General features: G+C 63.8%; 15 protein-coding genes. 9 read left to right on the top strand and 6 right to left on the bottom strand.

Going from position 1 to position 14,812, the window contains the following annotated elements:
- Positions 1 to 62: 62 nt before the first annotated feature.
- Positions 63 to 986 (bottom strand): UTP--glucose-1-phosphate uridylyltransferase GalU, encoded by a 924-nt coding sequence (gene galU / locus AC25Z0_RS00075; RefSeq protein WP_488131861.1) that lies wholly within the window; start codon positions 984 to 986, stop codon positions 63 to 65.
- 51 nt (positions 987 to 1,037) lie between these two features.
- Here galU and AC25Z0_RS00070 point away from each other — a divergent pair, with 51 nt between their 5' ends.
- From AC25Z0_RS00070 to AC25Z0_RS00055, 4 genes are all read left to right on the top strand, one after another.
- Positions 1,038 to 1,616 carry a 5-formyltetrahydrofolate cyclo-ligase gene (locus AC25Z0_RS00070; protein ID WP_488131860.1) on the top strand — a complete coding sequence of 193 codons (579 nt, stop codon included), beginning with the start codon at positions 1,038 to 1,040 and terminating at the stop codon, positions 1,614 to 1,616.
- 46 nt (positions 1,617 to 1,662) lie between these two features.
- Complete coding sequence (locus AC25Z0_RS00065) at positions 1,663 to 2,028, top strand: FmdB family zinc ribbon protein (RefSeq protein ID WP_488131859.1); 366 nt, start codon at positions 1,663 to 1,665, stop codon at positions 2,026 to 2,028.
- 118 nt (positions 2,029 to 2,146) lie between these two features.
- Positions 2,147 to 2,572, top strand: a complete 426-nt coding sequence (gene mscL, locus AC25Z0_RS00060; protein ID WP_488131858.1) for a large conductance mechanosensitive channel protein MscL — start codon at positions 2,147 to 2,149, stop codon at positions 2,570 to 2,572.
- Between the two features lie 15 nt (positions 2,573 to 2,587).
- Positions 2,588 to 3,235, top strand: a complete 648-nt coding sequence (locus tag AC25Z0_RS00055) for a phosphoribosyltransferase (protein ID WP_488131857.1) — start codon at positions 2,588 to 2,590, stop codon at positions 3,233 to 3,235.
- Positions 3,236 to 3,271: 36 nt separating this feature from the next.
- Here the strand turns inward: AC25Z0_RS00055 and AC25Z0_RS00050 are convergent, their stop codons facing one another.
- The 3 genes from AC25Z0_RS00050 to AC25Z0_RS00040 all read right to left on the bottom strand — a co-directional run bounded on the left by AC25Z0_RS00050 (position 3,272) and on the right by AC25Z0_RS00040 (position 8,377).
- Complete coding sequence (locus tag AC25Z0_RS00050; RefSeq protein WP_488120811.1) at positions 3,272 to 3,484, bottom strand: hypothetical protein; 213 nt, start codon at positions 3,482 to 3,484, stop codon at positions 3,272 to 3,274.
- 67 nt (positions 3,485 to 3,551) lie between these two features.
- On the bottom strand, positions 3,552 to 7,292 hold the full coding sequence (locus AC25Z0_RS00045; protein WP_488131856.1) for a DUF4011 domain-containing protein: 3,741 nt from the start codon (positions 7,290 to 7,292) through the stop codon (positions 3,552 to 3,554).
- A gap of 68 nt (positions 7,293 to 7,360) precedes the next feature.
- Positions 7,361 to 8,377, bottom strand: a complete 1,017-nt coding sequence (locus AC25Z0_RS00040; RefSeq protein WP_488120809.1) for a magnesium and cobalt transport protein CorA — start codon at positions 8,375 to 8,377, stop codon at positions 7,361 to 7,363.
- 88 nt (positions 8,378 to 8,465) lie between these two features.
- Here AC25Z0_RS00040 and AC25Z0_RS00035 point away from each other — a divergent pair, with 88 nt between their 5' ends.
- Both AC25Z0_RS00035 and AC25Z0_RS00030 read left to right on the top strand, forming a co-directional pair.
- Positions 8,466 to 9,428: an endonuclease/exonuclease/phosphatase family protein gene (locus AC25Z0_RS00035; protein WP_488120808.1), complete on the top strand. Its 963-nt coding sequence runs from the start codon at positions 8,466 to 8,468 to the stop codon at positions 9,426 to 9,428.
- A 56-nt stretch (positions 9,429 to 9,484) separates the two neighbouring features.
- Positions 9,485 to 9,940, top strand: a complete 456-nt coding sequence (locus tag AC25Z0_RS00030; RefSeq protein ID WP_488131855.1) for a GNAT family acetyltransferase — start codon at positions 9,485 to 9,487, stop codon at positions 9,938 to 9,940.
- 13 nt (positions 9,941 to 9,953) lie between these two features.
- On the opposite strand, the gene AC25Z0_RS00025 is transcribed toward AC25Z0_RS00030, so the two are convergent.
- Entirely contained in the window at positions 9,954 to 10,625 is a 672-nt protein-coding gene (locus tag AC25Z0_RS00025; RefSeq protein ID WP_488131854.1) for an SIMPL domain-containing protein, read from the bottom strand.
- 117 nt (positions 10,626 to 10,742) lie between these two features.
- On the opposite strand from AC25Z0_RS00025, the gene AC25Z0_RS00020 reads away from it, so the two are divergent.
- Positions 10,743 to 11,219 carry a PGPGW domain-containing protein gene (locus tag AC25Z0_RS00020; RefSeq protein WP_488120805.1) on the top strand — a complete coding sequence of 159 codons (477 nt, stop codon included), beginning with the start codon at positions 10,743 to 10,745 and terminating at the stop codon, positions 11,217 to 11,219.
- Between the two features lie 4 nt (positions 11,220 to 11,223).
- Here the strand turns inward: AC25Z0_RS00020 and AC25Z0_RS00015 are convergent, their stop codons facing one another.
- Entirely contained in the window at positions 11,224 to 11,637 is a 414-nt protein-coding gene (locus AC25Z0_RS00015; RefSeq protein WP_488120804.1) for a PPOX class F420-dependent oxidoreductase, read from the bottom strand.
- Positions 11,638 to 11,742: 105 nt separating this feature from the next.
- Here AC25Z0_RS00015 and AC25Z0_RS00010 point away from each other — a divergent pair, with 105 nt between their 5' ends.
- Both AC25Z0_RS00010 and AC25Z0_RS00005 read left to right on the top strand, forming a co-directional pair.
- A complete protein-coding gene (locus AC25Z0_RS00010) occupies positions 11,743 to 12,873 on the top strand; it encodes a hypothetical protein (RefSeq protein ID WP_488120803.1) in 1,131 nt (376 codons plus the stop codon).
- Between the two features lie 42 nt (positions 12,874 to 12,915).
- Positions 12,916 to 14,610 (top strand): cellulase family glycosylhydrolase, encoded by a 1,695-nt coding sequence (locus AC25Z0_RS00005; RefSeq protein WP_488131853.1) that lies wholly within the window; start codon positions 12,916 to 12,918, stop codon positions 14,608 to 14,610.
- Positions 14,611 to 14,812 lie beyond the last annotated feature (202 nt).

The raw sequence follows: 14,812 nt of genomic DNA, 5'->3' as shown, positions 1-14,812 counted from the left end.
TGTGTGCGCGGTCGCCCGGTGGTGGCCGATGTGCCGATATCGACAAATCTAGCCGAGCATCCTTAGTCGAGCAGGCTTGATTCCACAGGGCCATCCTCGAGCCCGGCTGCGAACTCGCGCAGCCACGGGCGCAGGTCTGGACCGAGGTCCGCACGGTCAACCGCAAGCTGCACGATGGCCTTGATGTAGTCGAGACGGTCTCCGGTGTCGTAGCGACGGCCGCGGAAGATCACGCCGTACACGCCACCGGTCTGCTCGGGGCTGACGGCCATCGCCTGGAGGGCGTCCGTCAGCTGGATTTCGTTTCCCTTGCCAGGCGCGGTGTTCTCGAGGATCTCGAAGACCTCCGGACGCAGCACGTACCGACCGATGATCGCGAGGTTCGACGGAGCGTCTTCAACCGCGGGCTTCTCAACCAGGCCGGTCACGCGAACGACGTCGGGGTCGTCAGTGGCCTCAACGGCAGCTGCACCGTAAAGCGAGATCTGGGAGGGGTCAACCTCCATCAGCGCGATGATGGTTGCGCTTCGCTTCTCCTGCTCATCGAGCATGCGCCCGAGGAGGGGATCACGCGGATCAATGATGTCGTCACCAAGCAGTACCGCGAACGGCTCATCGCCGACGTGCATCTTGGCGCGCAGGATCGCGTGTCCAAGACCACGGGGATCGCCCTGTCGCACGTAGTGCATGTCAGCCAGGTCGGTTGACGCGTTCACCTTTGCGAGGCGGCTTGAATCACCCTTCGCTTCGAGCAACGCTTCAAGCTCCGGCAGACGGTCGAAGTGATTCTCCAGGGAGTTCTTGTTACGCCCCGTGATCATCAACACGTCGTGCAGGCCTGCGACAACTGCTTCCTCGACTACGTACTGAATCGCGGGCTTGTCAACAACGGGCAACATTTCTTTCGGCATGGCCTTTGTGGCGGGCAGGAATCGTGTTCCTAGTCCCGCGGCGGGAATGACTGCTTTTGTAATCCGATTTACCATGCAGCACAGGCTATCGGCTTCCATTCGGATTCCACATCTAGAATGAAACACATGGTCTCTGACATCGGTCACCGAAAAAGGGCGCTTCGCGCGGAATTACGGGAGCGCCGCCAGAACCTCACCTCGGTTCAGAAAGATGCCGCTACCGCAGGGTTTACCGAGAATTTACAAAGTCTTGTTATTGACCTGTCAGCCCGTTCGATCTCGTGCTACCTGTCGGCTCGCAATGAACCGAACACGCGCCCGTTCCTGAACTGGGCAGAGGCAGAAGGCATCAGAGTCCTCTTCCCAATCACTCGCGACGATGGTCTGCTCGACTGGACAGTTGGCGAAGAGCAGGAAGAAATCGAGGGTATCGCCGGCACGCCGGAAGCCGTCGGTGAACTGCTCGGACCGATCGCGATCAACGACGTCGACCTCATCATCGTGCCGGCCGCGGCCGTCGATGCCGCAGGTATGCGCATGGGCTGGGGCCGCGGCTACTACGACAAGACCCTGGGCTCCATGGAACGCTGCCCCCCGGTCTATGCGGTCGTGTACGACAACGAAGTCCTCGATGAGGTTCCTCGAGAAGTTCACGATCAGCCCGTCAACGGGGCGATCACCCCTACGAGAATCATCTCGTTCTAATTCTTCGACGTGCATACGCACGTCGCCACCCACGGCCGGAGATTCAGTGCCCACCTATTCATACCGTTGCACCGAGTGCGACACCGCGTTCGATATCCACCAGGCATTCACTGACGACTCGCTCACCCAGTGCCCCACCTGCGCCGGCAAGCTGCGCAAGGTGTTCTCGTCCATCGGCGTGACCTTCAATGGCTCTGGTTTTTACCGCAACGACTCGCGCGACACCAAGTCGTCGAGTTCAGCGCCCGTCGCAGCCAAGGGCAGCAGTGCGCCCGCCGCCACCCCCGCCAAGGAGAGCAAGCCGACGGTCAGCGCCGGTAGCTCCACGTCCAGCGCAAGCTCCACGTCCAGCTCCAGCTCTTCCAGCTCCAGCTCTTCGGGCTCCAGCTCACGGGCGGCAGCCGCATCCTGAGGTCATCCGCCGCATCGCCGGGTGCGGAGCAGAGTCGGTTCGTCATAGGCTGGATTCACCACTGCGAATGCCAGCACCCGCTGTCATGAGCTCGCCGGCGACCAAAGGAGACACTTCCGTGATTCGGGGTTTCAAAGACTTCATCATGCGTGGCAATGTGATTGAGCTTGCTGTCGCAGTCGTCATTGGCGCTGCATTCACCGCGGTTGTGAACGCCATTGTGACGGGATTCTTCAACCCGCTGATCGCATCGTTCTTCGACGCTGACAGCCTCGCGAACTCCATGGTCGTGCCGCTAGGCAAGGCCGAGATCTCGTTCGGACTCGTTCTGTCGGCCATCATCAACTTCCTTCTCGTTGCGGCAGTCGTGTACTTCGCGTTTGTGATGCCGCTCAACAAGCTGAAGGAAGCACAGGAGCGCCGCCGTAAGGCTGGCATCCCTGCTGAAGCCAAGGCCGCGCCCACCACAGAGCTCGACCTCCTCACCGAGATCCGCGACCTGCTCAAGGCAAACAACACCAGCGAGACCAAAATCACCCTGTAGAAACGCGTCAGCCTCATGAGGGCATTTTCGAATAGAACGGATGCCGGGCAACGGTTGGCCCCGTTGCTCGAATACCTGCGCGACCTGGACCCCGTCGTGATGGCCATTCCCCGCGGCGGGGTCCCTGTCGCCTACGAGGTTGCTCGGTTCCTGGATGCGCCGCTCGACCTCGTGATCGTGCGGAAGCTTGGGTATCCCCCGCAACCTGAAGTCGCCGTCGGCGCAATCGGCGAGGGCGGCGTTCGCGTCATGAACTCCGGGTTCGGCACGGGCTGGATCACCCATCACCAGCTGCAGGGCGTCGAGTCACGCGAACGCGCAGAACTCGATGCCCGCGTCAAGCGGTGGCGCATGCAAGACCGTGTCAATCCGTCCGGCCGCACGGTGATCGTGGTGGACGATGGCGTTGCAACAGGATCGACGGCCGAGGCAGCATGCCGGGTCATGCATGAACTCGGGGCCGAGCGCGTCGTCCTGGCGGTGCCCGTCTGCCCCCAGAGCGCACTCGACCGGATTCCCTCTGCTGACGACCTCGTCAGCCTGCATACTCCTGCGTCGTTCTTTGCCGTCGGCGAGTACTACTACGACTTTCGGCAGACGGAGGATGACGAGGTGACAGCCATCCTGGAGCTGGCGCGGCATCCGCATGACCCCGCTGGTTGAGGAAGGCCGGTCACGGCCGCCTCGAAACCTCGCGAGCTACCAGTGCGGTGGACGATCCTGACGCAGTCGGTCGTCGTTCTCCCCGCGTGACGCACCGCCGACAGAGCCGACGGATGCGACACCGCCCTCTTCCCGAGGAACGGGAACGTCAGGACTCGGGTCTGTACCCGGTGCAGGGGTGAGTTTCGCGCGCCGTGAACGTCCTGGCTGCCGGACGACTTCCTGGCGCGGTGTTGCACTCTCACTCATGGAACAAGGCTACGCGCCCTTGACCTGCGTTTCGAACCCAAGGGTTTCACACGCAGGGCTTTCGAACTCAGGGGCCTTCAAACGCAGTGGCTGCAGGCTTGACGCCGGCCAGCGCTGCCACGCGAGCGGCGACGGCATCCGGGTTGCTGAAGAGTTCGAAGCTGTGCACGCGCAGGTAGTGCCAGCCGAGCCGGCGCAGCACCTCTGGGCGCAGCCGCAGCGATTCGCGGAGGCTTGCGCGACCGACGACGACATCCGTTTCAACGACGACGGCGCGACCGGCGTATGAGGCAGCGAGTGCAAGCTTGCCGCGGTGACCGAGCGAGACCGTGAGCCCCATGCGCTGCAGGCGGGTGGCCAGGTCGACCAGCATGGCCTCGCTGGCGTCGGGAACAGACACTTCGGTGCCGCGCGCTTCCGTCTGCGTGAGCAGCTGGGACAAGGCGAGGATGCCGTGGCGCTGGCGGTCGTCGTCGATGTCGGCAGGGCGGAAGCACGACACGATATCCATTGCGCGGCGTGCCCGGGTCATCCCGATGGCCAGCAGGCGGTCGCCGCCCGGCTCACCGAGGGAACCGAAGTTCGACAGCAGGCGTCCGTGCGGGGTGCGACCGTAGCCGATGGAGAAGATGACGCGGTCGCGGCTCTGGGCAACGGCCTGCTCAAGCGTGAGCACGGTGAAGGGTTCTGCCCTGTCCTTCAGTATGAAGTCGGAGAGATCGGTGCGCTTGGCGAAGGCGGCGAGCACGGCCTGGTTCACGCGAACAGCGTGCCTGGTGCTCGCGGTGATGACCATGAGTGACTCGCGAGGACGCTTGACCGCGTGGTCGATGACGAGGTCGACAACCTTCGCGACCTCGGCGTCGACGCTCTCGACCGCGCCGGTGTCGGCATCCGGCATGCCGTGCCCACCCTCGACGTAATTGAGCGTGAGGCTGCCGTGCCCGAGGAAGCTTCCGGCCCATGGCAGTGAATCGATGCGGCCGCCGTAGAAGCGGTGGTTCACGATCTCAGTCAGGTCTTCGCCGCCAGCGCGGTAGCTGCGGGTGAGGGTGAGCGTCGGCAGTAGTTCGCCGAGCCTGGCGAGCGCAGAGTCGGCGTGCAGCGCATCGACGCTGGACTCAGCCGTCTGGGTGTCATCCGCATTCTCGCTGATGCTGGTCTGGAACACCGACGGGGTCTGCGTAACAGGGTCCCCAAGCGCAACGACCTGCTTGGCGCGACGGATCGCGCCGACGTTCTCGGCGAGGGTTGTCGCCCCAGCGTCGACAAGCAGCACTGTGTCAAAGACGATCTTGTCGGTCAGCGTCGCCACCTCGTACGGCGAGACCAGCCAGACGGGAGCGAGCACCCGGCCGAGGTGCGGTGCAACCTCGTGCAGTTTGGTCGGGCTCAACCGATCGGAGCGAAGGAGCCTGCGCAGCTGCTCTGCTTCCTCTGGCCAGTCGACGATGCCGATCTTCCAGGTTTCGGCGAGCAACCAGGCCAGCAGCGAACCGGCAGAGGAGGCGTGTGCCTCGTCGACCAGCTTGAAGTCGGCTTCCAGGCGATCGAGCACCTGGGTGTTGGCGTTGAGGAGTGCCTTGTCAGAACTGAGCATGGTCTCGAGCACCGACTGCCACCAGGCGAGTTCGAGCTCGGCGGAGACATCCTGCTCTGAGACGTGGCGCTCAGACAGGTCAGTCATGAGTGGGTCGAGGTTGTGCTCACGCAGCGTGGCCAGCAGCGCGGTGCGCTCGTGCAGGTTCGCGAGTACTTCGCTCTCTGCAGCGAGCCCCGAGATCATGTGGATGAGTTCCTTGACCGGACGGTTAGCGAGCTGTCGCGTCGTGCCGGCGGTGCCGAGTGGCACGTCAAGGGTGCCCAGGTCGGCGGCGACCCGCTGGTAGGCGACGTGCACATCCGCGATGCCGACAGGCACCTCTGGAATAGCGCCGGCGACCACGTAGCGCTGCCACAGGGTGCGCTGCTGCTGGATACGCCGCAGGCTCTCGTTCATATCGCTGACGTGCACACCAGGGCGCAGGTACTCGTCGGCCAGCTTCCGCAGTCGGCGACGGCTCGTCGCCGTCATCTCCGACGACTCCCTGCGCGACGATGTTGCCGCGATCAGCTCGGTGAGCGACCGGTCGTACACGGCAGGCTGGAACCGGTCGAGGGTCTCGCGGATGTCGAGCAGCAGCCTCAGGTAGATGCCGAGCTCCGTGATGGTTTCGAACGGGCGCAGCTTGGTCTGGCCGACCAGCCCGAATGCGCGCTCCAGCAAACGGGGCAGCTCGATCTGGTTGACGCGCTTGGCAAGCTGGTGAGCGGATGCCGCTTCAGCCGTCGACGTGAATGACGCCCCGTACCAGGGAGAGTCGGCGGGTCCGTAGCGGAACTCGCCGAGGGCCGCGGCCTTGATCAACGTCTGCGCTGCGGCGGTGCGGTCATTCGCGAGGCGCTCAAGCGCGGCGCGGTCGAGCCTGGCCGTGGTTGCCGGCGGGTTCGGCAGCTGCGCGAGGCGCGTGAGTTCGCCGAGCGCATCGAGCACCGACACACCGAGAGCAGGATCGCGGCGAGTGAGCGCGTAGCGGTAGTCGAGCAGCACCTTGCGCAAGCGAACGAGAGCGTCGTCGACATCGCTGACCTTGGGCTGGGTGGCCTTCTCGTTGCGGGTGATCGACTGGATGAGGTCGCGGCGGAGCGTTCGCGGGGTGACCGCAACGCCGGGGAGTCCGATCTGGGTCAGCCGGTGGGCGATGCCGTCGAGGCTGGAGCGCCGGGCGCTCACCACGAGCACGCGCTTGTGCTGCGACATGAGCGAACCGATCGCGTTGACGACCGTCTGGGTGCCACCGGTGCCCGGCAGCGTCTTCACGACGAGCGAGTTACCTGCGGCGATCTGCGCGACAACGTTCTCCTGCTCGGCGTCGGCGTCGAGGAGGAGAGTGTCGGTGGCCGGCGGCCTGGCGTCCTGGCCGATCGGCACCACAGGGTTGTATGCGGCTTCGATCGCGCGCTTCGCTGCCGGGTTCCCTGCGATGGCGTCGAGAAGTGGGTGGTCGAAGTTCCTGGCGTCTTCGGCAAGCACGCGTCCGACATCCGCAAAGGACGACACGACGAGGCGCGGCACCACGTTGAACCACGGCAGGTGCGAGGTGAGCCCGCGGAGGCGGTCGATGACGGGCTGCGGCTTGAACGCGCCGTTGGTGATGGCGAGCGCGACGAATGCGTCGGCATCCAGGGTGATCTTGAACTGGTCGTGCAGGGCGTGCGCCAGCTCAGGGTTCAGGAACGGCTGGCCCTTGAGCTTCAGCTCGAAGTCACGACCATAGCGACGGATGGCGACGGGCCGCAGCAGCACTGGGGCGGTGAACTCTTCGTCGCCGTGGCGCCACTCTGCCAGTCCGATGGCCAGGTGCACGGACTCGATGCCGCGCATGGATCGCAGCTCGATGCCCTTCTGGGTGATCTCACCTGCGGCGAGGCGCGCGTTGCGCAGTGCCAGCTCATCGCGGATCAGATTGGAGAGCAACGTCGACTTGCCCGTGATGAACTGTGGCAGCCCACCGGGGTGGCTGGCGCTCAGTTCGATGCGGGTGCGTGGATTGTCACTGAAGTGCAGCAGCGGTGATTCACCGCCGACCCTGGCGAGGTCGTCCCGCCAGCGTTGCCACGAAGGCTCGGCAATGTTTCCGGCGACCAGCGTCGGATCTCCCAGACTGACGGCGTGCGGAGACGTCATGTTCTGTGCGCCGGGCGCTGACGCGTCCGCGTACTCCGACTGCACGTCGTCGTCACTTAGTTTTTTATCGAGGCGCCACACACCGCAACCCTAAGTCGGAGACACGCCTTTTTGGCTTAGGCTGCCCCGAGTTTCGCGGCTTCGGAGGCCTAAAGCCAGTTTCTTTTCTTGAAAACCCGGTAAAGCGCGAAACCCATGGCGAGCATGAGGGCGATGGCGAACGGATAGCCGTACTCCCAGTCGAGTTCTGGCATGTTTCTGAAGTTCATGCCGTAGATCGTTCCGACCAGGGTCGGCGCGAAGAGGATGGCCGCCCAGCTGGAGATCTTCTTGACCTCTTCACTCTGGGCAAGGCTCGTCTCCGTCAACCTGCGCATCTCGTCGTTCTGTCGCTGGGCGACCACCGTGCTGTTCGCGGTGAGTGCGTTCTGCAGCACCTGGCGCTGGCCGTCGCCCTGTTCCGTCACTCGAATGGTGTGGTCGAGAACATCGAGGAGAAGGCGCCGCAGGTCAACGGCGACGTTGTACTTCTCGAACCCCTTCACCAGCGATTCCAGGATCGGGGCCAGGGGTTTCGTCGCCCGCTGAAACTCGATGACTTCGCGGGAGAGCGCATAAATACGCCGCGACACCTCTGGGTTGCCGTCGAAGAGCTGGTCTTCGATCTCGTCGATGTCGTTCTCGAGACCGGCCACAACGGGGCCGTATTCATCAACGACCTGGTCCAGAATCGCGTACAACACGGCCTCAGGGCCGAGCGCGAGCAGCTCTGGTTCTGCTTCCAGCCGCTTCCTGACCGTTGCAAGGTCCGGCGATTCTGCGTGTCGGATGGTCACGACGAAATCGGGCCCGACGAAGATGTGGAGTTCCCCGAACTCGACGCGCTCGTCCACGTCGATGTACCGGGCAGGGCGGAGCACGAGAAACAGGATGTCGTCATATTTCTCCAGCTTCGCCCGCTGATGACCGCGCAACGCGTCATCGACGGCGAGGTAGTGCAGCCCGAACTCAGTGGCCACTGAGCGCACTTCGGCTTCGGTCGGGCGGTACAGGCCGATCCACGCGACGCCTTTGTGCGCCTTCATGCTGTCGAAGCTGTCGTCAAGCGTCGCCGGAGTGTCCACTCGTCGGCCATCCACGTAGATGGCGTTGTCGATCAGTGCCACTGGTCCTCCTCGGTCGCGTCAAGTGTGTCATTGAAAGTGCATGCCATGCCTTCGGGACTTGCACAGGCCAGGCCAGCAAGATGAAAGCATGTACAGAGCAGCACCCGGAAGCGAAAAGGCTCCGTCGCCCCGGCGCGCGAGCAGGCGATGGTTGGCCAGGAGCGTCGCTGTCGCTGCCGTTGTGCTTGCCATCACCATAGCTTTCGGCGCGTTCATTCCCGGCTCAATCGGCACCGGATTCGCCACCGTATTGCCGTGGCTTGGGTTGCTCGTGCCTGTGCTGTTCTTCGCCGCGCTGCTGAGCCGCAGGCGTCGTGCGTGGATGGTCGTTGCCGTGCCGCTGATGGTGTGGGCCGTGGCGTTCGTGCCCAGCCTGGTTCCGCTCGGTTGGCTGGCGCCCGCTGCAGCGTCCGAGAACACCCTGACTGTCGCGAGCCAGAACGTTCAGGCTGGATCAGGCACTGCGGCCACGTCGGCCACGACGTTGGTCGAACAGGGTGCCGACATCATCGCCCTTGAAGAGCTCGACGCCGACGCGCGGGATGCGGCTGCCGCTGCGCTCGCGGACAGCCATCCATACAGCTATACCGTTGGCACAGTTGGCCTGTGGAGCACCTTCCCCATCGTCAACGAGCAGCCTCTCACCTTGGGGCTTGGTTGGAAGCGCGCGCTTGCCGCCGACATCGACACTCCGCAGGGACTCGTGAGTGTCTACGTCATCCACGCTGCATCATTCAGGCCTGGCGAGCACACCGATCGAGACACCATGCTGCGGGAGCTCGCCGCCATGGTGCCGAATGACGAGAACGATCGCCTGGTTGTGCTCGGCGACTTCAATGCCACCTCCTCAGATCGGGCTCTCGCGCCGCTCAGGGCCGTACTGGACGAGCCGAACCAGTCGAATGCATCGCTCGGCTTCTCCTGGCCGGCGTCGTTCCCGCTCGGCCGGATCGACCACATCTTCCAGCGCGGCCTAGAAGCCACGTCGCTGCGTACGGTCGAGTCTGGCTCGAGCGATCACCTTGCTGTTCTGGCCACCTTCAACCTGTAGCGGGCCGCTCCCTCGTCGCGTTCTCCGCACCCCGGCACAACTGCAAAGATATGCGGATGCTGATTCGCACCTTCCACCCCGCCGACACCGACGCCGTCATCGAGTTGTGGGAGGCCAGCGGGCTCACCCGCCCGTGGAATGACCCGCGAGCAGACATTGCGCGCAAGCTGACCGTGCAGCCAGAGCTGTTCCTCGTTGGCGTGAACAACGATGAAGACCACACCGACGATGAAGACTACGCAGGCGGCGAACAAGTGATCGCCAGCGTGATGGCGGGATACGACGGGCACCGCGGCTGGGTGAACTACCTCGCGGTCTCCCCGTCAGAGCAGGGAAAGGGCCACGGCCGCGCGCTCATGGCAGAGGTCGAGCGGCTCCTGGAGGCGAACGGCTGCCCCAAGCTCAACCTGCAGGTGCGGGCAGACAATGCGCAGGCATCCGCTTTCTATGAGGCGCTGGGTTATACAACGGATGCCGTGCTCTCGTTCGGCAAGCGCCTCATCACCGACTGACCACGGTTCTGCCTCAGGTTGCGATGAAGCGTGCGTCGACGACGGCGCTGACCTCGATATCCTCTGGTTTCAGCACCAGCTCTGTGTCGCCTGCGCCGCCCACCGCTCGCATCATCATGGCGTCCTGAATGTACGGTGCCGCCCCAGACCCCTGGTCTCCGAGCATGCCGGGATCGGCGAGCGCGATGGCCTTGACCTGGCCGAGTCCGATGCTCTGCGCGTACACACTGGCCTTGTCGACGGCGTCTTTCACCGCACGGGAACGCACTTCGGCTGTGACGGTCGTCATGCGGGCCTGGGTCAGTGACCACTCAATGTGCCCCACCGTCACAGAGTCACTCGCGGCCATCGCCTCGATCCACCGGGTGAGGGCGGAGAAGTCGCTGAAACGCACGCTGAAGTTGATCGCCGCGTGGATGACGGGGGCGAGTTGCTTGCCCTCGTTGTTCCACGGTTTGGTGCTCCACACCGCGAGGGTGTCAGATGACCACCAGGTGACGGGTCCGTTCTGGGCGTTGTGCAGCGCAGTGATGCTTGAGCGCACGATGTCAGCTGCGCGTGTTGTTCCGTCGAACACAGATTGGCGGTCTGCACCGTCGAGTCCGACGCGCAACTGCACGGTGGCGCGTTCCGGCTGGTGCCAGGTCGAGAATCGTCCCTGCACAGTGATCACGGTTTCCTGCATGGCTCTCCCATCGCGCGCGTTGCGACTGTCGACAGTCCGGCGGTCGTGTCGACAGTCTGGCATGACGAGGCGTCAGATAGTCAGGCGCCGCCCAGTCATGGTGGCTACCATGACCGCATGCAGCCAGACGAGCGTTTGATCATCCAGATGGAGAGCGGCACAGAAGCCAGTTCAGGTTCTGACGCTGGTGCCACGTCAGAATCCACCCGCGCTCATCCGGCGGCGCGGGCGTTCAGCAGCGTACGTGGCAGCATCGGGCGTCACCCAACGGCGAACAGGGTCTACCGCACAACGGTGGGCGTTGCCGGCACAGGGACGGTTCTGCTGGGAGTCGCACTGATTCCGCTGCCCGGCCCTGGATCCCTGATCGCCCTGGGCGGGTTGGCTTTGCTTGGCACCGAGTTCACGGGTCCCAAGAAGGTGAGCACGACCATGAACAAGGCGGCCAAGGCTGCACTCAAGCGCACCAAGGATCGTCGCGCTGCGAAAGCGGCAACGGCTGCACAGGCAAACATGGCCGCTCGGGTCGCCGATGCAGAGGCCGCAGCGGCTGCCTCACATTCTGCAGCAGTCCCCGCTCAGCCCACGGGCTGACGTTTCAGACTGCCGGCGGCACCGTGATGCGGACGACAACGCTCGTCTTCTCTGCGCCGCGCAGCTTTCCTGCTGCACGAATCGCCTTGTAGCGCAGGCCGTACTTCGCGTTCAGCGCGGTCTCGATGACCGCGCGAGTCGCCGGGTCGGTGAGGATCTCTGCCGTCGCCGGCGTCACCGCTGCATCATCGGCGACGCGCCCACGCATGTCGCACGGGGTGAGCTCGACCCTGGAGCCGTTGCGGATCCGCTTGACCTTGCCTGACGCACCATCCGTCGTGACGAGCAGGTGACCATCGCCACCATCGACGATCCACACCGGCGTGGACACGGCGTCGCCGCTCTTCCGAAACGTCGTCAACAGCACATACGGTTCGACCGCGATTTCGGCGGGGGTCAGGGTGTTGCGTTCGAGCACGGTGGTCTCTTCTCTATCTGCGGGAACTGCACGATCCTAACCGTTTCGGCCTGTGAGACGGCACGCACTCGGCTGACACGGAAGTCCGACGAGTACGGTCTTTGAATGGAAGCTACACAAAACACCATGGTCGTCGGCCTGATCGCGGATCCGGGAATGCCGTTGAAACTGGCTGAGACGCTCCAGAAGACGCTCCCCGCATCCCTCACCGCGTCCGTGGATTCTGAGGTCGACTGGCGCGTGCAGGTGGTGGAATTCTCATTGCCGCTCAACGAGTCGGGTGTTGTCGACCTGAACGACGATGCGACGCTCTTGCGCGAACAGTGGAACTGGAACTATGTGGTGTATCTCACTGACCTTCCCAAGTACGTTGAAAATGAGCCGCTGATTTCCAGTGCGAATGTGGCTTTCAAGTCGGGGATGATCGCGCTGCCCTCATTGGGCGTGGTGCGCAGGCTGCGGCTGACTCGCGCTCTCCTGGAAGTCCTGTCGGCCCTTCACGGCGCAGCAGCGACGAAGGACCTGCGCCGCGGCAAGGATTCCCTGACCAGACGTGCGCTCTACCGTGACACCGAACCGGACAATCCCGATGGGCAGGACACGTACGAAACGGTGAAGGGTCCGCTTGGACGCCTGCTTCTGCAAGCCGGGATGGTGCACAGCAATAGGCCATGGCGACTGATCCCCCAACTCTCATCAGCCATGGCGGCGGCGATCGCAACAGGGGCGTTCGGCATTTTCTACACAAGCATCTGGAGCCTGGCCGATTTCGCGAGCACCTGGAGACTCCTCGGCGTCAGCATCTTGTCGATTGCGGTCTTGAGCACCTGGCTGATGGTGTCCAACAACCTCTGGGAGCGCCCCAGCGGAGGACTCAGGCGAGAGCGGCAAATCACCTACAACCTCGCGACGGTAACCACCCTCGTGAGCGCAGTGGCAACCATGTATATCGGCCTGTTCGTCGTCATCCTCGCCGGTTCCCTCATGATCATCAACAGCGGTTTCATGGCCGAACAGCTCGGCCACGAGGTCGCATTCGGAGACTACGTCAACCTGTCGTGGCTCTCCGCGTCACTGGGAACGCTGGCCGGCGCCCTGGGCTCCAGCCTGGAGAACAAGGAATCCGTACGCAAGGCAACGTTCAGCAGCCGGGAATATGAACGCCGGCAGATGACGATTCGTCAGAAGATTGAGGCCATGGAGCCCTCCGAAAACCTCTCCGACGCCGCGAAATAACATCTGGGAGTGCCGCGCCCGGCGTACTGCTACTGTGGGCGCGTGCAGAGACCAGTGTTCCCTGAAAACTCCCCGCGACGCCGCGTCCGTCGCTCCCTCGCTGCGTTCACGGCAGCACTGATCGCCGTGGCCGGCCTGTCGGGCGCAGCCGTCAGTTTGGCGTCAGCGAGTTCGACAGCGGATGCGGCAGCGCCGGCATCCGCTGCCACCTGGCTGCACACCGACGGGGCGCAGATCAAAGACGAGTCGAACAGCGTCTTCACGATCAAGGCGGTCTCGTGGTTCGGGCTGGAAACCAACAACTGTGCTCCGCATGGTCTCTGGGGATCGCTCACCATCAATAAGGCGCTCGCGCAGATCGCGTCGATGGGCTTCAACACCGTTCGACTGCCGTACTCGAACGAATGCCTCGCCCAGGCCAAGCCCACCGACATCAACTACTGGGCGAACAAGGACCTGGAGGGCAAGAGCCCGCTGCAGGTCATGGATGCCGTCGTCGCCGGTGCACAGGCAAACGGACTCCGCGTCATCCTCGACCGACACCGTCCGGATTCCGGCGCGCAGTCAGAGCTTTGGTACACCAGCACGTATCCCGAAACCAAGTGGATCTCCGACTGGACGATGCTGGCGGAGCGCTACAAAGCCGACCCGACGGTCATTGGAGCCGACCTGCACAATGAGCCGCACGGCGCGGCAACATGGGGCGGCCCGGCAGCAACCAACTGGCAGGCCGCTGCAACGAGGGCCGGCAACGCCATCCAGACCGTCAACCCGAAACTCCTCATCGTCGTTGAGGGCATCGAAGCACAGTCAGGCGATGACTGGACATGGTGGGGTGGCGGCCTGAAGGATGCCGGCGCGGCGCTGGTGAAGCTGAACACGCCGAACCAGGTGGTGTACTCGCCACACGACTATCCAGCATCCGTTTACAACCAGAAGTGGTTCAGCGACGCCAGCTACCCGGCAAATCTCACCGCGTTGTGGGATAAGAACTGGGGCTACCTCGTGAAGAACAATGTGGCTCCCGTGTTGCTGGGTGAGTTCGGCACGAAGCTGGCCACCGAGTCAGACCAGAAGTGGCTCTCCACGCTGGTGAGTTACCTGAAGACGAATGGCATCTCGTGGGCGTACTGGTCGTACAACCCGAACTCGGTCGACACCGGGGGCATCCTCAAGGCCGATTGGGTCACGCCGGAACAGGCCAAGCTCGATGCACTCGCGCCGCTTCTGGGTGCTGGCTCGCAGCCGGGCACTCCGGCTCCGACACCGACGCCGACGGCCACACCGACTCCGACTCCGACGCCGACGCCGACCGCAACACCGACGCCGACGGCCACGCCGACTCCGACTCCGACTGCGACTGCAACACCAACGCCGACCGCCACGCCGACATCGAGCCCCACTCCCACGCCCACGCCGACGTCGACACCGGGCGCGAGCGGCACGACCGCCGCCCTCGCAATAGCCAGCTCGTGGAACGGGGGCTACGTCGGAAACGTGGTTATCACGTCATCCGTTGCAATCAAGGGGTGGACCGTCAGCTGGACAGACGCGAATGCCACGAAGATCACCAACTCGTGGGGGATGAAGTGCTCACTCGCCTCGAAGACCATCACCTGCACCGGAGCCGACTACGGCACGGCGCTCGCCGCCGGCCAGACCAGAACCCTCGGGCTCCAGGTCGACGCAAAGAAGCCACCTGCTGCGGAGGCGCTCACCGTCACGGTCTCGAAGTAGCGTTCGGCCCGGTCGTTCGCACGACTGGGCCGGTCATTCACCGGGCGGGAAGTCCGTTGATACGGCAAGGTCTGCTTGCTCCGTGAAAGTCGCGCTCACATGGGTGCGTCTCTTTAAGATCAGCCCGCTAGGTTAGGTTCAGCCAGTTCGCCGGTGGTCGCGTTGATCGCGTCTATCGGCGAGTTGGTCTGCCATCCGGGTC

It is taken from the genome of Leifsonia sp. Y862 (genome assembly GCF_057669585.1).
Note: the sequence above shows the minus strand (reverse complement) of the source record. Positions and strands in the feature narration are given on the sequence as shown.